The following is a 24065-nucleotide window of genomic DNA, read 5'->3' on the forward strand; positions in this document are numbered from 1 at the left end:
CGCGCAGTCGTCGGTGGACGGGGTAGGAGGCGAGGCGCATGTGCCGCAGGACTTCTTCGACAGCGCCGTGGTTCGGGGGCATCGGCGAGCGCCTACTCTCGGTGCTCGTGCCGGTCCGTCTCGATGAGGGGCCGGGCAGGAGCCGGAGCTGAGGGGACGGGCGTGATGTCCGCCCGGACTGCGTCGGTGGGGCGGATGCCTGCGAGGCCGAGGAGGAGGGTCTTGACGTCGGTGGCCTTCACCGGGGCGCGGACGCTGCCGGGGCGGGAGCAGATGAGGACCGGACCCTCGGCCTCGTTGGCAGGCAGGCGCCCGTGGCTGCCGCCGACCGGGGACGGATCGAGGGGGACGACTGCCATCCGGTAGCGGAGTCCGGCCTTCTTGCGAAGCAGGGCTGTGCCCGCACGCAGGCGTACGAACGGGTCGAGCGGGTCCATGAACAATTCGGCCGGGTCGTAGCCGGGCTTGCGGTGGATGTCGACCATGCGCGCGAAGTCGGGGGCCCGTTCGTCGTCGATCCAGTAGTAGTAGGTGAACCAGGCGTCGGGTTCGGCGATCGCGACCAGGTCCCCCGAACGGGGGTGGTCCAGCCCGTGAGCCTTCTTTCCCGCGGTGTCGAGGACTGTGTCGACGCCAGGCAGCTCTTCGAGGGCAAGGCGGGCCGCGGCGATGGCCGCCGGGTCTCGGGGATGGCGCACGTATACGTGTGCGATCTGGTGATCGGCTACGGCGAATGCGCGGGAGGCGCCGGTGTCCAGGTATTCCATGCCGTCCTGGGTGTGGACGGCCAGCAGCCCGGCCCGGCGCAGGGCTCGATTGATGTCGACAGGCCGGCGGACGGAAGTGATGCCGTATTCCGAGAGCGCGACGATGGTGCGCCCTTCGGCCTGAGCTTCGTTCAGGAGGGGATCGAGGGCGGCGTCCAGGGCGCCGGCGGCCGTGTGGGCCCGTGGGTCGTCCGGACCGAAACGCTGGAGGTCGTAGTCGAGATGGGGGAGGTAGGCGAGTGCCAGGTCGGGGTGCCGGGTGCGGATGATGTGGCGGGTGGCGTTGATGATCCACTGCGAGGACTTGAGCCCGGCACGGGGACCCCAGAAGTCGAACAGGGGGAAGGTGCCCAGTTTCTCGGTGAGTTCGTCGCGCAGTGAGGCAGGCTCGGTGTAGCAGTCGGGTTCCTTGCGGCCGTCGGCGTAATAGATGGGCTTGGGCGTCACGGTGATGTCGGTGTCGGCACCGATGGCGTACCACCAGCAGATGTTGGCCACCGTGTAGTCCGGGTGGACCCGGCGAGCCGCGTGCCAGAGCTTTTCCCCGCCGACCAGTCGATTGTGCTGGCGCCACAGCAGTACTTCGCCCAGTTCGCGGAAGTACCAGCCGTTGCCGACGATGCCGTGCTCGCTCGGGGCGGCTCCGGTGAGGAACGTCGACTGGACGGTGCAGGTCACCGCGGGCAGCACCGTTTCCAGCGGTGCGTACGAGCCTGCGTCGGCGAGAGCGCGGAGCCGTGGCATGGAGGGCAGAAGTGCGGGGGTCAGGCCCACCACGTCGAGGACGAGGAGGGGGGCCGGGGCGGTAGGAGCGCTCACTGGATCTCCTTCAGGCCCAGATCGATGAGGTAGCCGCGAACCAGGGCGAGTTCTTCGGCGATGCCGGCGGCGAGCTGCCCGGGGTCGGAAGGGCGCAGACGGGCCGGCAGGGCCTGCCAGGTATAGGTCTCCACCTCCAGATGCCGGGTGAGTGGTACGGAGCCGCCGACAAGCCGCGCCAGGGTGTCGCGCAACACGGGCATCGTGGACGTCAGGGGTGGTTCGGGTGCGGCGTGCAGGGGCACGTGGAAGTGACAACGCCACGGCCCGGAGTCGGGGAGGGGGCGGTCATCGGTGAGCGCCCGGTCGAGGTCGTCGGTTCCGCGGACGGTGCCGTCGGGCGTACGGGTACGGGTCTGGTGCAGGAAACGCGGTTCGGCGAAGGCGGCCAGGGCCTCTCTGACGGAGGGCAGATGCGGCTCTTCTGCGTGGAGGGCCGCGGAGAGCTGGGCCTTGACGATCGGAATGCCGGCGGACCGCAGGCGGTCGACGGCGGCGCCCGGGTCCTCGAACTGAGTGGCCAGGTGGCATGTGTCGATGCAGACTCCGACACGGTGGTGCGGTGGTGCGCCCGCGCCGGTGAGCGCCTCGACGGCGTCGGCCGTGGTCTCGACGGCGCAGCCGGGTTCGGGTTCCAGGCCTACGAGAACGGAGCGCCCCGTGCGTTGCTGCAGGGCATCGAGTTGTTCGGCCAGAGCCGTCAGGGCGCGGCAAGCGGTGTGCGAGCGGGTCTGCCCGAACGGGGCGCGCCATGCCAGCGGCAGGGTCGAGATGCTCCCCTCGGTGACGTCGTCGGGCAGAAGCACGGTGAGCAGACGTGCCAGGTCGAGGGTGTACGCGTAACGCTTCTCCTCGGTCCAGTCGGGGTGATACACGCGGTATTTGACTTCCTCGGCTCCGAAGCCTTCGTAGGGGAAGCCGTTGAGCGTCACGACCTCCAGGCCCCGGCCGTCCAACTCGGACCTCAGATCGCGGAGGGCAGCGGGGTTCTCGACGAGCGTGCGCGAGGCGTTCCGGGCGAGCCAGAGACCGATACCGAGCGTGTTCCGTCCGAGACGACGGCGGACCTGCTCGGCGTACTCGCTCAGCATCCGGCGCACTCCGTCCAAGTCCTCCGCAGGATGGACGTTGGTGCAGTAGGCGAGGTGGACGGTGGAGCCGTCGGGGTGCCGGAAGCGCACGGTCACTCTCCTCCGCGGAGGATCGAATTGCCCTGGTGACTGGAGGCCGTTTCCTCCACGGAGAGGTTCAGCCGGCCGCTGATGCCGAAGAATGCGACGGGATTGCGCCACAGAACCTTGTCGACGTCGTCCTCGGTGAAGCCCCCGGCGAGCATGGCCTCGCCGACTCTGCGCGTCTTGAGCGGATCGCTGCGTCCCCAGTCGGCGGCCGAGTTCACCAGAACCCGGTCAGTGCCGTGCAGACGGAGGACTTCGACCATCCGGTCCTCGTCCATTTTCGTGTCGGGATAGATCGAGAAACCGAGCCAGCAGCCGCTGGCGAGGGCCGCCTCGACGGTGGTCTCGTTGAGGTGGTCGAGCACGACGTGTTCGGCGGGAAGGTCCGACTCCCGCAGTACGGCGAGGGTCCGATGCAATCCCGCGGCCTTGTCGCGGTGCGGGGTGTGGACCAGGGCGGGCAGAGAGTGGTCGGCGGCCAGCTGCAGCTGGGCCGCCAGTGCATGGTCTTCCTCGGCGGTCATCGCGTCGTATCCGATCTCACCGACCGCCACCACCCCGTCCTTCACCAGGTAGCGCGGCAACAGCTCCAACACAGTTGTGCAGCGAGGGTCGTTGGCCTCCTTGGGATTGAGGGCCAGGGTGCAGTGATGGGCGATACCGTGCTGCGCCGCGCGGAAGGGCTCCCAGCCCAGCAGCGCGTCGAAGTGGTCGACGAAGCTCTCGGGGGAGGTCCGGGGCTGACCCAGCCAGAACGAAGGCTCGACGACGGCCCTGACTCCCGCTTCGTACATGGCCTGGTAGTCGTCGGTGGTGCGTGAACTCATATGGATGTGCGGATCGAAGATGCGCATCAGGACTCCTGACGGACGGGGCCGGAGGATGTAAGCGCCAGGAGGTGGTGGAGGTCCTCCGGGACGGGGCGGCCGGCGGCATTGCGCTCGTCGGCGAAGGAGTTCAGCATTCGCGCCAGTTCGGCATCGCCACGTGCGCGGCGCTCGAGCCCGGCGACCACGGTCACGGACACCTCGGTGAACAGGCACTTGAGAACGGCCTGCCGCCACGTGTGGGCGTCCAGGTGCCGATCGGAGTACGGGCCCAAGGCCGCGATCATGATGCGGGTGTCGTTGGTGCGGAGTGCGTCCTCGATCAGCGGAAGCGCGCTGTCGCCGAGATCCAGGTACGGCAGAGCCCAGAGCACGGCCCGTCGTTCGGACCGGGAGCCCTGATGGTAGAGCCGCATCACCGTATGCGAGTCGGCCTGCGCGGCGTGGAGCAGCAGCACACGTGCCGCGTCCACGAGATCGGCATGAGGCGCCGCGTCCCGCGCAGCAGTGGGGCCGGTCGTTGAGGAACGCGGCGCGGGGGAGGGGGACGGGGATGTGACGGACGTCCGGGAGGCGCGGCGGCCCGGGGGCGCGGCAGTGGGGGATTCCATGCCGGCGAGAGCAGCCCTGTCATCGGTGGGCCGGGACTGACAACGGCGCCCCGCTGCCGCGAAGTGGATCTGCCATACGGGCGGGGACGGCGTCTCCTGCCGCTGCAGCTTCCCCCTGGGGGCGCAGGCGGCAGCGAGCGCTTCACCCAGCCACGCCCGTGCTTCCTCGGTGAGCTGCTCCTCGAGTTCGGCTCGAATCCGGTGGACCGAGGGGCCGACCGCCCACCTCTGATCGCTCGCCACGTGATGCCTCCTTGGATGGGTCCTGTTCCCGTGACCGGCCGCCGGGGAAAACGCCGGCTCGGGTGGGATCCGTGGGGGTCTTCCCGGATTTCGCAGCGCAGGGCCCTCGCGGCACGGGAGGAGGTGCCTCCCGAGCAGCCGGTCGCCTCGCACCTCGCTCCGCATCACCGGGGGTGGCGTCCGCCGGCCCGGAGGAAGTCGATCGACGCTGCCGCGTGTTCGGGGCCGGCATGGGAGTGGCGTGGGAGTTCGACGCCGACCAGTCCCTCGTAGGCGATGTCGCGCAGCGCGGCGAGGACGGGCGGGACGTCGACCTCGCCCTCTCCGAACGGGAGATGCTCATGGATGCCCCGTCGCATGTCCTCGATCTGCACATGGCGCAACCAGGGCGCGGCCTGGTGGACGCACTCCTCGGGCGATGCGGGCTCGAGGCACTGGCAGTGGCCGATGTCCAAGGTCAGACGGAGTGGCTCAGGCTCGCCAAGGATCTTGAACAGGCGCTGGAAGCCCGCGAGATCCTCGAGGAGGTGCCCGGGCTCGGGTTCGATGGCGAGCGTCGCACCGGCCGCCTCCGCGCAATCGAGCACGGGCATCAAAGCATCGGCCAGCCGTTGCCATGCGATCTCTTCGTGCGTGTCACGGGGTGGGGGCCCGCTGAAGCAGTGGACGACGTTCGCCCCGATGTCGCCACCGATACGAACGGCGGTCTTCAGCAGATCGATCCGGGCGGCCTGTGCATTGGGGTCCGCATCCAACAGGGTGGGGTGGTGCTTGCGTCGGGCATCGAGGATGTAGCGCGCTCCGGTTTCGACGACGACACTCAGCCCGAGTGCGTCGAGCCGTCGTGCGACGTGCCGGGCGCGGGCAGCCAATTCCCTTGCGGGACCAAGGGGATCGAAATGCATGTGGTCCAGCGTCAGACCGACCCCGTCGTAGCCGAGTTCGGCGAGCAGGGTGAGGATGTCGTCGAGCCGAAGGTCGGCCAGTCCGTTGGTGCCGTAGGCGAATCGCAGGGGTGTACGTTCACGGTCCCTGGTCTCGATGCCGGTCATGTTGGGCTGATCCTCCTGGAGAGGAGCCGAGCCATGGGCGCCAGACCGAGCAAGGCCAACGCTGTGCCCACGGCACCGTGGCGCAGGGCGAGCGCCGCCTGCAGCGGGATCATTGCGCGGATACCGCCACTGACTGCGCGACGGGTGAGCTGCGGCGACGGATTCAGGGCGGCGTGGGCTCCGGGTCGGCCCGCGGTTGCCGCGTAAAGGACGCTGGTCCCCATGGCGAAGGCACGAGCGCCTGGGGAAGGCGTACGAGGGGCCGTGGCGGCAGACCAGGAGCGCGGACCGGTTCCGTGGGCCCGGCCTTCCATGAGCCGGGACCTGTGTGTCCGGAAACCGCGACTGGCCCGGGAGCCCAGGAACGCCGAGATCGAGGCCGTTGTGACGAGCCCCGCCAAAGGCGCGGAGGACGAACCACCGAACGCCTCATGGCGGGAGACAGTGGTTGTCGCGAGCGTATGGGAGCCCAGGATCGCCGCCGACTGCCATGCCGACGTCAGGGCCCGCGCAGGTGAGCCATGGTGCTGATGCGCGGGGCCCCCAGGACGATGCCGACCACCAGCCGCGAGGCCGGCAGGCCCTGAGCTGCCCCGGACGAGCGGGGCATGCCGGAGGAAAGCCGCTGTGCCTCGCGCATGTCCCGCCAGGGGCGAGAGGGAGGCGACCGCCCCGAGCAGCAGATCGAGTGAGCGAGCGGTGGCCATCGCGGCCGGACCCGCACTGCTCTCCTTCAGGCACAGGTCATAGGCCCAGACGGTCCCGGCCAGGGCGGTCGCTGTGACCGCGGCGCCCCGGCCGGCCCGGGCGGCGACGGCGATTCCTGAGACGGTGAGGCACCCCGCGGCCGCGAGAGCGGAAACAGGGCGGATACGGCCGGACGGCAGCGGACGGGACGGGCGCTCGACGGCATCCGTCTCCTGGTCGGCCCAGTCGTTGAGAGCCATACCGGCGGCATAGAGACACAGAGACGCACTGGCGGCGAGGGCCGTGCCGGAGTTGGGGCGTACCCCCGCCGCCGCCGCGCCCGCCAGTGCGTCACCGGGCACGGTGAACAGGGCCGGCAGACGCAGGAGTTCACCCCAGACCGCGGCCCGCGCCCGGAAGGTCCTCGGAGCGCGAAGGTCTCGTGGAGAGGCCAGGCGAGGATGCCTGCCATCCTGCCCGCCCACCCGCGGAGCGACATGTGCCTCCACCTGCTCGGTCCAAGGCACCGCGGAGTGCTCGACCGTGGCCGGTGACGGAGGCGGCGGATCACTGGGGTACGGCCGGGCAGGCGCGCCGCCCTCGGGCCGGGAAGCCGCAGCCGGGTCCTGCGGAGCGTGAGACGTCTCCGCGCGGGACACAGGGCCGAAACCGCGCCAGGTGCCGGAGGGCTCCTGTCCCCTGTGCCCGGCCCGGCCCGCGCCTGACCACGGAGTAGACCTGCGGGTCATGTCCGCCCCCTGAGCCGGGCCCCGAATTCCAGGAGGGCCAGCCACTGATCGGGGAGCCCGGCCGGGGCACCGGGGTCAGAGTCCTTGAAAAAGAAACCGAGACCCGGGAGCGGGCCGGTGAGGCCCGATGCGTGGGCCGCTGCCGTCAGCCGTACGAGGTCCAGGACCAAGGGGGCGGCGAGCGCCGAGTCACAGCCCTGCCAGATGGTTTGCAGCACCATGCGCGAGCCGAGAAAGCCGTCGAAAGCGACGTGGTCCCAGGCCGTCTTCCAGTCGCCCAGAGCCGGCACATCGTCGATGTGCAGGTCCCCCTCCGGACGGTGACCCAAGGTGTCGGTGAGAACCCGGGTCTTGCCCGCGTTCTTCGCGGCTGCTGCGGCAGGGTCGGCGAGCGCCGCGCCGTCGCCCCCGCCGAGCAGATTGGTGCCCGACCAGGCCCGGACGCTCAGGGCACGCTGGAGAAACATGGGGGCGAGCACCGACCGCAGCAGCGTCTGCCCCGTCTTGCCGTCCCGCCCGGCATACGGCAGACCCGACGTCTCGGCCGCTTCACGCAGCTTCGGATGATGCAGCCCGGAGGAGGGGGTGAAATTGACATAGGGGCAGCCTGCTCGCAGGGCGGCGGCCGCGTAGAGCGAGCTGGCGGGCAGCCGGTCGTCGTCCGGCAGGGGGGCGGGCTCGGTCGAGGCGAGGTGGACCACGACGGTGCGGGCCGGGCCCCGTTCCCGCACGAAGCCGGTGATGTCCTCGGTGAAGGCGGCGATCAGCTGCTCGTCGTCGCGATCGTCACCCGGCAGTGGTCCACCGGGACGGATCGCGGAGTCGGCAGCGGCCAGTTCGCCGGCAATGGCCGTCGGCAGGCCGTGGGGCAGTACGCCGCCGGCAACCAGTTCCTCCGCACGTTTGGGAAGCGGGCAGACCGCTGTGTCGTGGCCACCGAAGACCAGGGACTCGAGTGCGGGCAGGGAGCAGTCCGAGAACGGCGCCGTCTCCGTGATCATGCCTGTCGGTTCATGAAGCCCCGCGGTGAGGGCCGCGCAACCCGCGACCACGGTGGTGGCCACGGAACCGCGCGCCCCCACGAGCCAAACACCCGTCAGATCCTTGACCGTCGGCCGCGGGCCGGTCATGACCCGCCCCTCGTGGGACCGTAGGCACACAGCGGGTGCGACGGGGAATGGAGGACGGACGATCCCATTCGCCGGAAGGTTCTTTGCACAGCAGCCTCCCTGTTCTTTCCTGTAGTACCTCTGGGTCCGGTGACCGCACCTGGACGCGACTGCACCCGGAGACTCCCCGGGGCGACGGGTCCGCGTCCTCGATGAAGGACCACCCCAGTTGACCGTGCTCCTCTCGCGGGCGCCTCTCCGCGGATTTCCTCGACGGCACCGCCCCGTGAACGGTCAGGGCCTTGTCCCTGGGCCGAAGGCACCTCCGGGCACGACCCCGGGGCGCTCCTCCTGACGAGTGCACTTCCCCTGGTCCGATCGGCGGAAGCCCACTCCCGGCGGCCGAGGGGGCCCTCCCGCGTCCCGACTGGCCCTGATGCGGTTCGGAAACCTCCCTCGCCCGCGACGGGGGAGCCGTCCGGGGCCGCCCTTTTCGTGTCGCCCACCGACCGAATGTGTGACTCCATGACGGAGTCAGCCACTTGGTCCGGACGGAGGGGGCCGGGCCTGCTTCGCGAAAGGAACAGCACGTGAGCACACTGACTGTAGGGGCCAAGGCCCGGAGGGCTTCGGTTCTGGCCTGTCTGGTCGGCGGAATGATCGCCATCCCCTCGGCGGTCCAGGCGACCGACCGTCCCGTCGTCGACGTACGGATGAGTGACGCGGGCTTCCGCGCTCCGGCGTCCGTACCCGCCGGTCCGGTCGAGTTCCGCGTCTCCTCCGCCGACGGGGAGGAGCACGGACTGGAGATCTTCCGGCCGCGTCGGGGCGCGACCGTGAACCAGGTGCTGAGGGACCTGCGCGGCACCTCGCTGGCCAACCCGCCGCGTGAGGTCGCCGCAGCGGCCAGACTCGTCGACCGGGAGGCCGAGTTCTTCGGCGGAGCCCAGGTGCAGCGCGCTCACCCCGTCCGGATGAGCGTCACCCTCTGCCCCGGCACCTACAGACTGGTCGACCTCACTCAGGTGCTCGATGGCCCGGCTCGTACGAAGACGCTGCGCGTCACCGGCGACCACGAGGCATGCGAGAACAGCCCCGCCCAGGAGGGGAGAGCCGGCACAGCACCCGCTACGGTCAAGCTGGTTGAGACCGCGGCCGGACCGCGCTTGCGATCCCCGGAGACCCTGCCCGCCCGGGGCCCCATCAGGTTCACCAACGCTACGGACCAGGGCGGCGAGATGCTGCTCCAGCGCCTCCGGCCCAACGCCACCCAGGCCCAGGTGCGCAGAGCATTGGAAGACGGCTGCGCTGGGGCTGGCTGTCCCTTCGACGGGCCCGCCTTTGGGTTGAACGGCATGTCCGCTCACCACGAGGCGACACTGCTCGGCCCCGGCGGAGCCCCCACCCCCCCGAGCCCCACCCCGCCGGCACCGCGACCGGGACGGTACGTCCTGATGTCCTCCACCCCGGACATCGACGCCGGCGTCGCCCAGTCCCAGCTCGGCGCCTGGCGCATCGTGACTCTCCGCTAGCACCGCACCGGCATCAGTGGGTGCCGCGGCAGGCCATCCGCCGCGGCACCCACGCCCGCGACGCATTCCTGCGGCCCAGGTGTACGGCCTTGTGCCCGCACCGCGGTCGGCATGGTCGCCTTGGGGATCCTCACGACGACGAGCCGCCGCTGGGGAGCGGCGGTTTGCGTTCGTCGACGAGCAGCTCCCGGGCGTGGGACTGGAGCAGGCCACGCAATTCCGCATCCCCTTCGGGCGACCAGTCGGCGACCAGTTCCACCAGGTCCTCCGTCTGGGCCCTGATCATGTCCTGACTGAACTCATCGCCCGCCGCGGTGAGCGACACGACACCGCCGCGATCCTCCTCCACGAGCCCCCGGCCCCTCAACGTATCGATTTTCTCCCGGAGTTCGGCACCGGCGATCCGAGTGGAACGGGCCAGATGCTCCGTTGTGGCGGGGCCGTATTGGACAACTCTGAACAGGGTCCAGCTCTCCATTGAGGAGATGCGGGCGCCGACCCTTTCCGCGAGATGCCGGTGGAGGTCCTCGCCGGTCTGCAAACCGGCGATCACCTCGAGCAGACGCTGCATCTCTTCTCGTGATTCCTGCGATGCGGGCAGAACGATCGAGCCGTCCCGCATCCGGATTCCCCCCGCGGTACGCCGCAGTGGCACCTCACGCATCATCAGGGCCAGAACCAGGATGCACAGGGCGACGGGGATGGCCGAGAGGAAGATGGTGTGAACGGCGTCCACGTACGCGTCGATGTAGACCGTCCGGGCACTTCCGGTCAGCTCGTGGAGCAGCTTCGGATTTCCATCGGTCCATCGCTTCTCGTTCCCCCCGGGGAATCTTCCTTCTGCCGCTGCGGCGGAAAGTCGCGAGCTCAGTACGCGGTTGAGGATGGCTCCGAACAGTGCCAGGCCGAAGGCGGCCCCGACGTTGCGCAGATATCCGATACCCGAGGTCACGGCGCCGAGATCGCGATAGGGCGCGCTGTTCTGGGCCGCCACGAGGGCGACTTGGGAGATCATTCCGAAACCGAGTCCGAGAACCACGAGGTACAGGCAGGCGACAAGGGAGGTGGTTCGGCTGTCCAGGAAGGAGCACAGCGTCACGCCTGCCGTCAGGAACACCGCACCGGTGACGGGGAACACCTTGTACCGGCCCCAGCGCGAGATGGCCCGCCCGCTCAGCGTGTAGCACACGAGCGCGGCGCATGTCATCGGCAGAAGGTGAAGGCCGGACACGGGCGCCGAAGTGCCCTTCACCAGCTGGAAGTAGATGGGTATGTAATTGATCAGCCCCACCTGAATCCAGAAGAAGAAGAAGCTGATGCTGCCAGGAACGATGAAACCTCGTCGGCGCAGGACGTGCAGAGGGAGCACGGGACTTCCGGCCCGTTTCTCGATCCGCCGGATGACGGGCAGGAGGACAAGGCATAGGGCTATGAGTCCCACGACCGGCAGGGAGAGCCAGGGGAACACGACGCCGCCCCACGTGATGATCAGGACGAGCGCGACGGAGAACGTGGCGACGAGTGCGATTCCCCAGCCGTCGATGTCCGGCGGCTCCCGGGGTGTCGCGATACGCAGTCGGAGGACAATGACCAGCAGGGCGAAGATCCCGATCGGCAGGTTGAGGTAGAAGGCCCACCGCCATGAAGCCCCGTCGACCAGCACCCCTCCCGCCAGCGGCCCGATGATTCCCGCGAGGACGATGCTCGCGGCGAAGTAGACCTGGTAGCGCCCCCGGTCTCGAGGTCCCACGATGTCCGCGAGGATGGCTTGCGGCAGAACCATCACCCCACCGCCGCCCAAGCCCTGGAGACCGCGGAATACGACGAACTCCGCCATGGATTCCGACTGCCCGCACAGCAGGGATCCCACGAGGAACAGGGCGATCGCAGCCGTGAGCACCCGCTTGCGACCGAGGAGATCCCCCAGTTTTCCCCACACCATCGCCGAGGCCATCACAGCCAGTAGGTAAGAGGTGACGGGCCACGACAGGTGCTTCAGGTCGCCCAGGTCCCCGGCGATGGTCGGGAGCGCCGTGGCCAGGATCGTCGTGTCGAGGGCGCCCATGAACGAGACGAGCATCATGCCGACCAGGACCCAGCGCAGGCTGGGGGCGCCCTCCGGCTTCTGGCGCGAACGCCGGAGCCGGTGACTGAAACGAGCGAACGCGCTGGTCATCGGCGCAGAGTCCCTCTTCTCGCACGTCCTTCGCAGGCGCCGCCGGAACTCTCACGAGTTTCGTGATACGCGTCGCATAAACCCTGGGCGACCGCGGTTCGTCCGGGCTCCGCCAACCACGCGGTGGACCCTTCCCCGGTAGGTGCGGCTCCCCCTGCCCGTCCTCGAAGCGGCGTTTCGGCAAGGCCGGCACTGGTGCTCCGCCCTGAGATCGCCGCTCTGTCCATGGCCGGCTCAAGCATCGTCGTCGCTGTCAACGCCGCTGCCCTCGAACTGCTGCGGCTTCCGGAGGCCGAGCCTCGGCAGGCGAAGCGTCCGCCCGCCCCCGCTGGTTCCGGCCGAGGACGAGGAGCACCGGGACGTACCGCCGGGCGGCACAGTCAGCTCGTCAGCGATTCGGCGTGCCGTGACAGCAAGCGTGTGGACGCGGGGGAGGACGGCCGCGGTCCACCCTCTCCATGTCGCCGGGCTGTCAGGTCAAGGGGCAGGAGTGGGCGGGGAGTTCAGGACGCGAGTGAAGCCCGGGCACAGCCGGTCCCGGTGCCGGTGCTCTCGAAACGATCGTGTTGATCGAGGGACGGCGGTCGTGGGGGAGTTCGTCGGATTCAGCGAGGAACTGCCCCTCGTCGGACGCCCACTGTGTCGTCCCCATGGACCGCCGCTTGCGGCAGAGGCCAGGGCACCGGCCGCACACGCGGTGGTGCAGGGCCGTTGGCCTGAGAAGTGCCGTGTCGCGTACGTGGGTCGGTGCCCGGCGGCGTGGCCAGCCCTACCGTGCCGAGGGTCACCCGCGGGGCGGATCGGCCGGCAGAGCAGAAGGAGTCCAAGTGCGCTTCCCAACCCGTATCTCCAGGCGCGGAAGACGGTCGTCACCGCTGACGGTCACAGCCGTGCTCGGGCTGCTGTGCGGGGCGGGGTCCGCACCGGTACCCGGCGATCGCGGTGAGGACGCAGGTCTGGCGCCGGTCGGGATCGTGAGTGCGATTCCAGTCGAGGAAGCGGCGGTGCTGGCGCGTATGGACGTCGACCGGCAGGTCGACATCGACGGATATCGCTTCACCGTCGGGGCGATGGAGGGCCGCCCCGTCGTCAGTGTGGCCAGCGGCTCCATGGATTCGGGTGCTGAGCTGGCGACCTGGATCCTGAACAAGACGTTTCATCCTCGGGCCACGCTCTTCTCCGGGACCGCCGGCTCGCAGAACGCGGGTATCGGGGTCGGCGACGTCGTCCTCGGCGGATACGTGGTCGACAAGGAGGCGATCCACTACCGGCGGGACAACCGTCAAGTGCCGTACCCCGGTATGGAGATCCACATCACCGGAACGACGAACCTCGAGGGGGCGGTCATCGATGGCTACGGCAAGGAGTACGCCACCCCCGAGGAGGCTCGGGACTTCGATGCCGAGGCCCAGCCCGTAGACAGGAATTGGGTCTACGTCAAGGCGCTTGCGGGCAGCAGGGAGTTGGTACGGGCCGCCGGGGCCGGTGCCCACGAGAACGTGGGACGCCCCAAGCGAGCAGCTGCCCCCGAAAACCCCCGCCGACGGGGCGCGGTGTCCCGACCCGCGCCCGGCAGCGTCGTCATCGGCACGGTGGGTGAAGGCCCGGTCTGGACGGAGAACCTGGACTGGATCGAGGCGCAGAACATGCTGTACCAGAGCGATGCCGAGGAGAACGAGGGGGCGGGCTTCGCCTTCGCCAATGCCGTCTCGGGTGTTCCGTGGCTGGTGGTCCGCGGAATCTCCGACACGCCCTGGCACCCGGACATCTACCGTGGCGTGCTGGCATCTCGCCGGGCTGCTGAGGTGTGTGCGCGGATCGTGCGCCATCTGCCCGCCCGCGTCGGGCGCGCGCCCGTCCGCATGACGGACCTCAGCCCGACGGCCAACGCCCGAAAAGCCGGCTACCTGATCGCGGATCAGGTCCGGTACGACGTGGGCCCTGTGACCGAAGTGACGTACACCGGGCCGCACGGGCGCACGCGGCTGAGTGAACGGGCGCTGAGCACACTACGACGTCCGTACCAACGGGACGCGGCGCGCGGCGAGTGACGAGGCCCGAGCGGCCATCCGAAGGGAGTCCGGAGGGCCCCCGCCACCACCCGCACCGTCCCGGAGCCGGGTCGGACCTCTGGCGTCCAATCGGTTCTCCGATCACGCCGGGCGCTCTGATCCGGCAGTCGTCTTCCCGACCGCAGGGATCGCTCGGAAAGGGAGAGCATGGAACGGCCGCGATCGCAGAGACGCCACCAGTGGTGGGTTCTGGCCGTCATGACCGGCGCCTCCTCGATGATTGCCACCGATGCGCTGGTGGTTCTCGTGGCGCTTCCCAGCATTCAAAGGAGTCTGGACAGCTCACCTGCAGCAGTGCAGTGGATCGTCACCGCGTACCTTCTGAGCTTCGCCGGAGCGGGTGCGCTGGGTGGGCGTGCGGGGGATGCGTTCGGTCACCGACGCACGTTCCTGTTCGGCACGATGCTCTTCGTCGTGGCGTCGGTGGCGGCCGGGTTCGCACAGTCGGAAGGGTGGCTCATCGCCGCGCGTGCCGCGCAGGGCACCGGCGGGGCGATTCTGCGCCCCGCATGCTTTGTGCTCATCGTCGAGGAGTTCGGGCGTCACCAGCGGGGCCGGGCCATGGGGTTCTCCTCCAGTGTCTCCACCATGTTCTACAGCTTGGCACCGCTCATCGGTGGCGCACTGACCACTGCGTTCTCCTGGCGGGCAGTCTTCTTCATCAATCCGCCCCTGGGCATCGCCGCGGTGATCCTGGCACGCCGTTTGCTCGCCCCGGAACCGCGCCGACACGAGCGGGTCGACTGGGCAGCCGCGCCTTTGCTGATCGGGGGCCTGGTGTGCGTGGTGTTGGCGCTCATGCAGGCCAGGTACTGGAGATGGTCCTCACCGGCCGTCATCTCCCTGTTGGCCGTGGGTGCCGCACTCCTGGGCCTTCTCTTCCGGCGTGAACGGCGACGACCCGATCCCCTGATCCGCTTCGCGTTGTTCCGGCTGAAAGAGTATTCCGTGGGGGCGGCGGTCATCTCCACGGTGCGCTTCTCGTTCGTCGGATTCTCGGTGTTCGGAGTGATCTGGCTTCAGGACGTCCTGGGAAAGTCTGCCCTGGAAGCCGGCCTGTGGGTCCTCCCTCTTACGCTGCCCACCATGTTGTGCGCGCCTCTCGGCGGTTGGCTCTACGACCGTGCGGGCCCGCGCCTTCCCCTCGGCATCGGCATGATCCTCTGCCTGGGGGCTCTGTTGTGGGCGGCTGCGGTGCTGCATCAACAGAGTCTGGCGTGGTTGCTTCCGTCGTACTGCGCCTTGGGTGCCGGGGTCGGCATGGCGGTGTCACCGGCCTGGACAACCGCGCTCAACGGTGTCCCGCAGAGCGTGCGCGCGGCGGCGGCAGGGATGGTCCAGACGTGCCGGGAGGTGAGTGCCGCCTTCGGACTGGCAGTGCTGGGAGCCGTGGTCGCCCAGCAGCAGAATGCGCGGCTGAGGCAGGTTCTCGACCAGTACGGCCGTGTTCCCGCGGACCAGTACGACCGGGTGGAACGGTCGATCGGAAAGGCAGTGACCGCGTCCGAGCAGGGAACATCACTGCCCGCCTCGATCCCCTCGGATCTGTTGCCGGCACTGAAAGGGGCGACCACCGCCGCGGTGTCGACCGCCTACTACGTCGCGGCGGGAGTGCTGTTCGTTGCGGCTGCCGGGGTGGCGCTCCTGCCCGGCAAAGCGCAGGTCGAGGCGGAGCGTGATCGGGACGAGGCGGCTTGACCACCTCACCGCCCGATCGGAGCGGACCGGAGGTCGCCGCAGGATGGCTGAGCGGCACCCCGCTGCTGGGCGAATACGTCGGCGGGCCCGGTCAGTTCGTACGGGAGGCGTCCAGGGCCCTTGCCATCACGTCCCACACAGGCAGCCCCGAAGCCGCAGAAGCGGAGACGACGTCGTCATGTTCGGCCTTCGCGCCGTAGGGCCCCACCTTCACACGAACCCGTTGTCCCGCGACATCGACTGTGACGGTGCTGCGGGGCAGTGCGGTGCGCATGACGCTGCTCGTCCGGATCCCTAGGGTTCCGCTCTCCGCGAAGAGCCGTTCCTGGAGGCGTGGTGCGTCGCCCGGCTCGCAGAGCACGTGGACGAGATGCGCCGGCCGCCCCTTCTTCATCACCGCAACCGAGGTCCAGGCGTCAAGAGCCCCGGTATCCATGAGCTGGCTCATCAGCCGACCGAGCAACTCGCCTGTGACGTCATCGAGGTTGGTCTCCATGAGGATCAACTCACGTGTGCCGTTCACGTGCCCGATCGTGCCGAGCATTGCCTGGAGTACGTTCGTGCGTCCGGGAAAGGTCATCCCGCCCGCACCATAGCCCGCGCGTTCGATACGCATCGTCGGCATGGGGTCGTACTTGGCCTCCATCGCTACCAGGAGGGCCGCTCCCGTGGGGGTGACGGTCTCCGCGGAAACGTCGATGCCGCGCGTCTTGGCCCCCTTCAGCAGCGCGAGAGTCACGGGCGTGGGTGTCGAGAGGGTGCCCTGGCGCGTGGTGATCTCACCGGAACCCAGCGCCACGGGGGCGCAGTACACATGAGAGATGCCGAGGGAGTGGACCGCTGCGGCCACGCCCACGATGTCCACCACGGTGTCCATCTGGCCGATCTCGTAGAGCTCGACGTCTGCGTGGCTCGTGTCGCTGAACTCCCCCCTGGCCTTGGTGATCGCAGTGACAGCGCGCGCGGCCATGGCGGCTACCGGTTCGGACGAGACGCTGCTGACCATGTCCAGGATTTCCGTGGCCCGCCTCTTGTCGACGGCGCCGTCCTCCACACGGACCTTGGCACGCAGAGCGCCTCCCTCGACGCGCTCCGCGTCCAGCTGCCAACCGGAGTGGCATGCCGAGGCGATCGCGGCCCGCACCTCGGCGATCGGTGCCCCCAGGTCGAGGAGCGCGCCGAGGAGCATGTCGCCGGACAACCCTGTCGACGGGTTGAGCCAAAGGATCATCCTTGTGTCCCTCCTGTGCGAGCGAGCCGGTGGGCTGCCATGGCAGCCGAGAATCCGGAGTCGATGTTCACCACGGTCAGCCCGGCAGCACACGATGTGAGCATGGCCAGCAGGGCGGTGACTCCTTCGAGCGCGGCGCCGTAACCGGTTGATGTCGGGACGGCGATCACCGGGCAGGCCACCAGACCACCGACAGCGCTGGCGAGCGCGCCCTCCATCCCGGCGACGACGATGATGCTGTCCGCCGACCGCAGTTCGTCGACAACGGCCAGAAGTCTGTGGATGCCCGCGACACCGACATCACGCAGACTCATGACACGAAGTCCGAGCGCGTCGGCAACCGATGCGGCCTCCGCCGCGACCGGGCCGTCCGCCGTGCCGGCTGTGACGACGGCCACCGTGAACAGGCCCTGCGCCGCGGGTCGCCACACCAGTAGGCGTGCCTCAGGGTGGTAGCGACCGTTCGGCATGCGCTGTGTGACCTCTGCTGCCACGGACGGTTCGACGCGCGTGACGAGAACCGGACCGGTGTTGCGGTCCAGCAGTCGGGAGACGATCGCCGCGATCTCGTCAATGGTCTTGCCGGGACCGTAGACGACCTCCGGCAGGCCCTGCCGGGCCTCGCGGTCGATGTCGACGCGCGCGAAGCCCAGATCGGCATAACCGGGCTCGGGCGAAAGGGGTACGGACGGGTGCTGTGCCGGCCCGGTCGGTGTGCGGTCTTCGGAGGTGAGGCCGGGCACGGGGACACCTTTCGGAACAGAGGAGGACCGTGGGTCCTCGGAGCGGCAGTTCGGCGGAGTGGGTTCGGCGTTCAGGAGGACGTGGAGGCCAGGGTTGGCATACCGAGCAGCACGTTCATCCGGCCGCTGCGAAACCCGGCCAGGTCGAGCGCGCAGAACGTGAACCCTGCTTCGCGAACCGCGGCGTCAACGCGGTCCCGGAGGGCGGTTGCCCGCTCGATCTCCTGGGGCGGAACCTCCAGCCGGGCAACTGTTCCCTGGGCGTGGGAGCGGACTCGGCACTCGGCGAACCCCAGCGCGTGCAAGGCGACTTCCGCGGTTTCGATGCGTGCGAGGACTTCCTCCGTGACGGTGTCCCCATACGCGATGCGAGAGGCAAGACAGGCCGCTGCCGGCTTCTCGGCAACGTCCAGACCGAGAGACCGAGCCGCGCGGCGTACTGCCGCTTTGTCGAAGCCGGCGTCGACGAGTGGAGCGATCGCCGACCAATCGGCGGCTGCTCGCAGGCCAGGCCGGTGGTCACCGAGGTCGTCGAGGTTTGTTCCCAGGGCCACAGGTGCTGCGAGCAAATCGGCCAGGGGCGCGATCGCTTGGAAGAGGGCATCTTTGCAGTGATAGCAACGGTCCGCGCCATTGGCACGGTATTCCGGGCGGTCCTGCTCATCTGTGCAGAGTTCGATGTGGCGCAGTCGGTGTTGACGGGTGAAAGCGCGCGCGTAGTCCCGCTCTGCCGTCGGCAGGCTTGCGGACACCGCCGTCACGGAAATGGCCCGTTCGCCCAGGACCTCTCCGGCCACAGCGGCCAGAAGGCAGGAATCGACCCCTCCGGAGAGAGCCACGATCAGGCGCTCCTCCCGCGCCAGGCGCTGCCTCAGTCGCTCGAGCAGGTTCCGGGTCGGCACTTCCTGATCCATGAGGTCCACCTCGTGATGTCCATGGCCGAATCGCAGCAAAGATAGGGCAGTGGGGGTGACGTGAATGTAGGGACACGCGGGGGAGCGGCAAGGCGGGGGAGATGAGGCATCTCGGCCTCGCTGTGGCACGCACTTCTCAGGGGCAAGCACGCGTACGAGTCGGGCCCTTTTTTCTGCAGATTCCGTCACAAGCGGCGGCCGCATCACTCCCGCGGCATGATCAAGGCCGCAACAAGAAATGCGGCACCCAGCACGATGGATGCGAAGACAAATCCGGAAACTGCTGCCGGTGCTGCGATGGCTCCCGCGGCGTCGGACGCCTTGTCGTTGCCGGACAGGACGAGCGCTCCGGCAACGGCGAGTCCCAACGCACCTCCCAACTGCCGCAGGGTCTGACGGAGAACCGAGGCGTCCGCGCGTTGCTCCACACGGACAACACGCATCATTTCCGCGCTGAGCGCAGGGATCGGTGCGCCCATTCCGAGGCCGGCGACAATCATCCCCGGAATCTGCCAGGCGTATGTCCCGGCCACGAATACGGAGGTCCAGCCGGCCATGCCCAGCGTCGCGCACCCCAGGCTCGACAGCGCGGTCACGCGGATCGAACGGAAGCGATCCAGAAGATATGCCGAGGCGCATGTGCCAACTGCGAGCGCGATGACCAGCGGAAGAATGGCGACCCCGGAATCCAGGATGCTGAGATGCAGGTCCTGCTGCAGATGCACTGTACCGTGCACCACCGCAATCAATTGTGCGCCCTGTACAAGAAATGTGATCGTCACCGCCGCCCTGTAGGGCCTATTGCGGAGCAGCCGTAGTTCGACAAGGGGGCGCGACGCTCGCAGTGTGAACGCGATCGAAATTGCCAGCAACAGGATCCCCAGGGTGAGAATCGCCATCGTTCTGATATCGCCAGGCCCCCAGATCCCGATTTGGAAGAGACCGAACACGACGGCAGCCAAGGCCGAGATCATGAGTACCGGCTGGCCCACGAGAAACCTGCCACCGACTGCTTCCCTGCCGAGCCTCGCCCGGGTGATGAAGCAGATGATCGCGACGCCCACGGGAATGTTCAGGAAGAAGACACAGCGCCAGCTCAGGAACTGTGCAAGGAGAGCCCCCACAAGCGGCCCGATCACGAAGAAGACCTGTGCCGCACCCGCGTACGTCGTCAACGCCCCCGCGCGTTCATGATCTTCGTAGACGTCGGCGATCAGGGTGGTGGCCACGGGGAGCAAGAGAGCCGCACCTGCGCCCTGCAGAGCCCTTGAGATGAGCAGGAAGGGTTCAGCGATGTCGCCCTCCGGCGTCAGACCGCAGCAACCGGAGGCCAGCGTGAAGAGCATGACTCCGAACCAGAAGGTACGCAGGAGGCCGAACTTCCTGGCTGCCATGGCGCCCACGGCAGTGAGCGATGAGAGGGCGAGGAGATAGATCAGGAGCACGCGGTGGGCGGCGGTCACGCTGATCCCGAGACTGCGCGTCATCGGAACGAGGATCACCGCGACGACGGTCTGATCCAGCAGCACCATCCCTCCGGCCCCACCCATGGCCGTGAGGACGAATCGTTTGCGGGGTCGTGAGGAAGCCGCGGATGCCGGCAGAGTCAATGTGCGCTCCTGACCCGGTTGCCGTCACCGCGTCGGCTCTACTACGACCCCGGCTTCCCGGTGCCGGTCGGACATTTGACGGATGTGACATTCCGTCCGTGCGAATTTCTGCCCGTGTCAAAGGCGCCGGTCAAGTGACTCGAGCCGTTTGGCGTAGTGATCCTCAGGCGGATCGCTGGGCCGAGAGGTCCTCGGCGCCCTGCAGCATGGGCTCACCCCTCACGCGAGGACGAACTCGCAAGCGGACCGGATGCCTGACAGCGTGCCAGTTGCAGCACTGGCATCATCCGTCCGATTCCCGAGACCAGGGCAGGCAACGCGCGGTCATCCGTGTCGGGCGCACTTCCATGAGTCGCGAAGCGGCATCACGTGCGTGAGTCCTGACATCTGCTGCACATGGCACGTCCGTGGAGGTTCAACGTGTCTACCTTTGCCGGGAAGGGACCATGAAGGAGTCTGGGGCTCATGGAGCATCGAGCGCGACACATCTCCCGGACGCAATTCACATGGCGGGAAAGGCTCGGGTTGTGTTCGGCTGCGGTAGCCGTGCTCGTGGTGCAACTGGACTGGCTGGCGGTGAACCTGGCTCTTCCACGCATCGCCTCGTACTTCTCCCGGCCGGCTACGGACTTGCACTGGATCATTACAGGTTTCATGCTCGCGTTCGGAGGTGTGCTTCCTCTTACAGGCCGGCTCATTGATGCTCATGGAAGGCGGCTTGTCACCATCTATGGCATGGCTACCTTCTTGGCCGGCTCTGCAGTGTGTGCGGCGGCCCCGGACGTATTGTGGCTGATTGCCGGACGGGTGGGGCAGGGAGTCGGCGGAGCTTTTGTGGTTCCGGGGGCCGTGGGTATGATCTCTGCCGTACTTGAAGGCCACCAAAAAGATGTCGGCCTGGGTTTTATTCTGGGGGCAGCGGGAGCCGGGGCTGCGTTCGGACCATTTATCGGCGGGCTCCTGGCGGAGTTCAACTGGCGCTATGTATTCATTGTCAACATTCCCCTCTGCTTGGCTTCCATGCCCATTATCTATTGGTGTGTCACGCCCTCACGCGACTCCAGGAAGGCGGCGGGCCGAGCGCCTCTGCTCCATGCCGTCTCTGTCGTTCTCGGTTTTGTCGGGGTTACCCTGGCCCTGGACCGGGGGTCGACGTGGGGCTGGACATCCTTTCCAACCCTCACCAGTGGGGGAGGCGGAGTCCTGCTGCTGGTTGCCTTCGCGCTTCAGGAGGCCAGAGGTAAGCGATCACTCCACGACCGGGCTCTGTACCGGGATCGCAGCATCCGGATGCTGACCATCATCGGAACGTTGGCAATGGCCACCTACGTCCTGCTGACCACGTTATCGGTCCTCTATCTGCAGGAGGCCCAGGGGCTTTCGTCGATCAGTGCGGGTTGCGTCTTTCTCGCGCTTTCCGTCCCGGATGCGGTGTCCAGTTATGCCGCTGGGAGAGTGGCCGGCTCCGGATATACGTACGCATGGCTGTGCGGGGCGATGGCATCGGCCACCGTCGGCGTGCTCATGGTGACGTGGTCCGAAACCCTCGGCCCTTATGTGCTGGCCTTCGTCCTCTGCGGACTCGGCGTCGGACTGGCAGGCGGACTGACCAACGTCCTGACGCAGCAGCATGTGCCACCGGAGCAAGCGGGAGCAGCCATGAGTCTGACCCTGGCCGCCAAGATGCTCGCGTCGGCCACCGTGATCTCCCTGGCGGCCACCGGCCTCGAGTCTCTCAACGAGGGTTCAGGCGCTGCCGCGACGAATACGTCGGCTGTGGAGAGTGTCCTGCGGGGATCCGCCCTCTTGCCCGCCTGTGGATTTGCGCTCCTTCTCTTCCGAGCAGCGAAGGTCGCTCGAACCCGGACCCAGCGCTGAGGGCGACCACCGATCGCTCTGTGACCGATGGCGTGAGGGCTTGTCCCAGTGACCCGATCGGGGTCCCGTTCTACTTGCCCGCGGACGTGGCCGCATCGTCAGGGACCGCGTCTTCTTGCATCTCATGCCGGTCCTCCTTGCCCCGGCCCGCCGCGGCGAGGGAGGGGATGAGGCGCTCGCCGTCGACCGTGCCCAGGCCGGTGACCAAGTCGTACCCCGCGTGTGCGGTGTAGCCGTGCCAACCGGGTGGTTCGGGGACCGTGGGTGCCGCGTGTGCGCCGACGTGGGCGTCACGTGAGCTCTGACCCGTAGTCACGTCGACGATGCCACCGCCCGGACGCTCGCCGAGGCGGTAGAGGGTTTCATTGATGTTCCCCAGCCGGTGGCCCGCCGCCTCCACTGCCAGCGCGACGATCCCCGCCATCAACGGGGCGGACAGGCTCGTGCCCCCGACGAGCTGCCAACCCGGAGGCTGGGGCCCTGCGCTGTCGTGAACCCAGAATGAACGCGCCATCATGCTGATATCGGGCTCGCCGCGACGGGTGCCCACGAGCCGGCTCACCGGATCCTGGTAGGCGGGTCGTGCGAACCACGAGGAGAGACCGCCGGAGCTCGCATTCCACCCGGTGTCCGGTCGTAGGCGGTGTCCGTCGGCGTCCAGGTCGAGCACAGTGCCACCGACTGAGGTGACGACCGGGTCGGCCGTGGGCCACAGCGCGCCCACCGAGGGGGCCAGGCCTCCCCAGTCACCGGAGGAGCCCATGATGGTCACTCCCTGCTCCGACGCCCGGACCAGCGGCTCGCGCAGTCGCTCCAGGGCGACGGACCCCTGCCGCAGCGCCGGGTCCTGCTGCGAGAGGAGCTCCTCGAAGTTGTTCCAGCTCATGGAGAGCACGTCACCGTCATACCGTTCCAACGCGTCGAGGTAGGCCGGAGGCAGGTCGCCCGCGTGTTGGTTCGGGATGGTCGGAGCGGCGACAACGACGATCCGAGCCCGGGGAGCCATGGCGTGGATGGCCGAGACGTCCAGGATCGCCTCGCGGTAGTTCGAGGCGTCCTGCGGGCTTGAGGGTGAGGCGCCGTTCTCGTACGCCAACTCCAGTTTCGTGCGCGGCAGTCCGAAGCGGTCGGAGAATACGTCGAGGTCGTGCTGGATGGTCTTCGGGATGACGCCGATGCCGGTTACGACGGTGACGTCCTTCCCCGTCAGATGACCTACGCGCTTGCCGGTCAGCCCGTAGGCAGTGCGAATCTGCCGTGGCGTGTAACAGGCGACGCCGAGCCGTGTCCGGCACTGGGTGAGGGTGAGCGGTTCGGGGAACAAATTGGATGGCTCAGGGCCGCCCTCCTGACTCGGGACGGAGCTCGGGGCGGGCGTGCTGGGGCCGGGACCCCCCGGTCTCGGAACGGCCGGTGAGGAGGGCGCCGGCGTGCACCCCGGGGCGAGCAGCATCGCCAAGGCCAGAGCAGCGACTCCGGCGACCGACCTTCTGTTACGGCGGCTGCGGACGGAGGAGGACGGGAAGGAACCGATGCGAAGTGATCGGGACACCGGCTTCGGGAGGACGAACCGCAACGGCCGCACAGGAACTCTCATGGAGCCATGAAGGGATCGGTCGACCACTGCGGCAAGCCGTGGGAGGCAGACGTGTGATCGGTGGGCCGGACCATCCTGACAACGGGTGTCCGTGCCTCAGCACCCTGCGGCCCGAAGAATGCCCGAAGAATCGCGCGAAGACATGAAGGACCCGGACGTCGCTCCGCCCTCCCTGCCGTACCAGCACCCGACGTCCTGTGATGCCGGCCTGACCGACCATCAAGGCGCCCGCGCTGATGCCACTCGACTGGTTCCGCGAAGACGCGCCTCCCGTGAGCGGAAGGCCATTGAGGGAAGTCAGCTCGAAGCAGGCACGGCTCGGCCGCGCACCGAGCGCTTGATTGAACGCGCCGTACGAGGCCGAACGGCAGCCGCGCATGACCGACCTGGAAATACAGGCCTCCAGCGCCCCCGACCGGGTGCCCCGTGAACGATCACAAGGACGGCCAGTCACACCGGCGCGGGAGACAGGAACTGCACCAGTCGATGCCCTGTAGGCACCGACTGGTGAACGATCCCCTCCGTGCGGAGCTTGCCCAACGGCGCAGCGGCTGGGCAGGTCCCGCGCCGGC

17 protein-coding genes are annotated in these 24065 nt (G+C 68.3%); 4 read left to right on the forward strand and 13 right to left on the reverse strand.

Annotated elements, in window-relative coordinates; translation table 11 throughout:
• Nucleotides 1–92: 92 nt before the first annotated feature.
• The 7 genes from ACGFNH_RS26940 to ACGFNH_RS26970 all read right to left on the reverse strand — a co-directional run bounded on the left by ACGFNH_RS26940 (nucleotide 93) and on the right by ACGFNH_RS26970 (nucleotide 8063).
• Nucleotides 93–1586, reverse strand: coding sequence for an alkaline phosphatase family protein (locus ACGFNH_RS26940; protein WP_393657940.1), 1494 nt, complete (start codon nucleotides 1584–1586; stop codon nucleotides 93–95).
• Nucleotides 1583–2767: a metabolite traffic protein EboE gene (gene eboE, locus ACGFNH_RS26945; protein ID WP_393657942.1), complete on the reverse strand. Its 1185-nt coding sequence runs from the start codon at nucleotides 2765–2767 to the stop codon at nucleotides 1583–1585. Before eboE ends, ACGFNH_RS26940 begins: the two co-directional genes overlap by 4 nt.
• Nucleotides 2768–2769: 2 nt before the next feature.
• On the reverse strand, nucleotides 2770–3618 hold the full coding sequence (locus tag ACGFNH_RS26950) for a TatD family hydrolase (RefSeq protein ID WP_393657944.1): 849 nt from the start codon (nucleotides 3616–3618) through the stop codon (nucleotides 2770–2772).
• A complete protein-coding gene (locus tag ACGFNH_RS26955) occupies nucleotides 3618–4445 on the reverse strand; it encodes an EboA domain-containing protein (protein ID WP_393657946.1) in 828 nt (275 codons plus the stop codon). Before ACGFNH_RS26955 ends, ACGFNH_RS26950 begins: the two co-directional genes overlap by 1 nt.
• A 164-nt stretch (nucleotides 4446–4609) precedes the next feature.
• On the reverse strand, nucleotides 4610–5497 hold the full coding sequence (locus tag ACGFNH_RS26960) for a sugar phosphate isomerase/epimerase family protein (protein WP_393657948.1): 888 nt from the start codon (nucleotides 5495–5497) through the stop codon (nucleotides 4610–4612).
• Nucleotides 5494–6933, reverse strand: coding sequence for an SCO3242 family prenyltransferase (locus ACGFNH_RS26965; protein WP_393657950.1), 1440 nt, complete (start codon nucleotides 6931–6933; stop codon nucleotides 5494–5496). Before ACGFNH_RS26965 ends, ACGFNH_RS26960 begins: the two co-directional genes overlap by 4 nt.
• Nucleotides 6930–8063: an inositol-3-phosphate synthase gene (locus ACGFNH_RS26970; RefSeq protein ID WP_393657952.1), complete on the reverse strand. Its 1134-nt coding sequence runs from the start codon at nucleotides 8061–8063 to the stop codon at nucleotides 6930–6932. The genes ACGFNH_RS26965 and ACGFNH_RS26970 overlap by 4 nt, the downstream gene beginning before the upstream one ends.
• A gap of 569 nt (nucleotides 8064–8632) precedes the next feature.
• On the opposite strand from ACGFNH_RS26970, the gene ACGFNH_RS26975 reads away from it, so the two are divergent.
• Nucleotides 8633–9574 (forward strand): hypothetical protein, encoded by a 942-nt coding sequence (locus tag ACGFNH_RS26975; RefSeq protein WP_393657954.1) that lies wholly within the window; start codon nucleotides 8633–8635, stop codon nucleotides 9572–9574.
• 130 nt (nucleotides 9575–9704) lie between these two features.
• On the opposite strand, the gene ACGFNH_RS26980 is transcribed toward ACGFNH_RS26975, so the two are convergent.
• Nucleotides 9705–11750, reverse strand: coding sequence for an MFS transporter (locus ACGFNH_RS26980; protein ID WP_393657955.1), 2046 nt, complete (start codon nucleotides 11748–11750; stop codon nucleotides 9705–9707).
• A gap of 974 nt (nucleotides 11751–12724) precedes the next feature.
• Here ACGFNH_RS26980 and ACGFNH_RS26985 point away from each other — a divergent pair.
• Complete coding sequence (locus tag ACGFNH_RS26985) at nucleotides 12725–13801, forward strand: hypothetical protein (RefSeq protein WP_393657957.1); 1077 nt, start codon at nucleotides 12725–12727, stop codon at nucleotides 13799–13801.
• Nucleotides 13802–14020: 219 nt separating this feature from the next.
• Nucleotides 14021–15520, forward strand: a complete 1500-nt coding sequence (locus ACGFNH_RS26990) for an MFS transporter (RefSeq protein WP_393657959.1) — start codon at nucleotides 14021–14023, stop codon at nucleotides 15518–15520.
• Between the two features lie 91 nt (nucleotides 15521–15611).
• Here the strand turns inward: ACGFNH_RS26990 and ACGFNH_RS26995 are convergent, their stop codons facing one another.
• The 4 genes from ACGFNH_RS26995 to ACGFNH_RS27010 all read right to left on the reverse strand — a co-directional run bounded on the left by ACGFNH_RS26995 (nucleotide 15612) and on the right by ACGFNH_RS27010 (nucleotide 19940).
• Nucleotides 15612–16751 (reverse strand): LarC family nickel insertion protein, encoded by a 1140-nt coding sequence (locus ACGFNH_RS26995; protein ID WP_393657961.1) that lies wholly within the window; start codon nucleotides 16749–16751, stop codon nucleotides 15612–15614.
• Nucleotides 16748–17494 carry a nickel pincer cofactor biosynthesis protein LarB gene (larB, locus tag ACGFNH_RS27000; protein WP_393657963.1) on the reverse strand — a complete coding sequence of 249 codons (747 nt, stop codon included), beginning with the start codon at nucleotides 17492–17494 and terminating at the stop codon, nucleotides 16748–16750. The genes ACGFNH_RS26995 and larB overlap by 4 nt, the downstream gene beginning before the upstream one ends.
• Nucleotides 17495–17565: 71 nt before the next feature.
• Nucleotides 17566–18408: an ATP-dependent sacrificial sulfur transferase LarE gene (larE, locus tag ACGFNH_RS27005; protein WP_393657965.1), complete on the reverse strand. Its 843-nt coding sequence runs from the start codon at nucleotides 18406–18408 to the stop codon at nucleotides 17566–17568.
• A gap of 203 nt (nucleotides 18409–18611) precedes the next feature.
• Nucleotides 18612–19940, reverse strand: coding sequence for an MFS transporter (locus ACGFNH_RS27010; protein WP_393657967.1), 1329 nt, complete (start codon nucleotides 19938–19940; stop codon nucleotides 18612–18614).
• 543 nt (nucleotides 19941–20483) lie between these two features.
• Between ACGFNH_RS27010 and ACGFNH_RS27015 the strand changes: the two genes are divergently transcribed.
• Entirely contained in the window at nucleotides 20484–21896 is a 1413-nt protein-coding gene (locus ACGFNH_RS27015; RefSeq protein WP_393657969.1) for an MFS transporter, read from the forward strand.
• Between the two features lie 70 nt (nucleotides 21897–21966).
• Here the strand turns inward: ACGFNH_RS27015 and ACGFNH_RS27020 are convergent, their stop codons facing one another.
• Nucleotides 21967–23220: a S8 family serine peptidase gene (locus ACGFNH_RS27020; protein ID WP_393657971.1), complete on the reverse strand. Its 1254-nt coding sequence runs from the start codon at nucleotides 23218–23220 to the stop codon at nucleotides 21967–21969.
• Nucleotides 23221–24065 lie beyond the last annotated feature (845 nt).

Origin of the sequence: Streptomyces sp. NPDC048639 (assembly GCF_043199075.1) — a bacterium.
Lineage (GTDB): Bacteria > Actinomycetota > Actinomycetes > Streptomycetales > Streptomycetaceae > Streptomyces.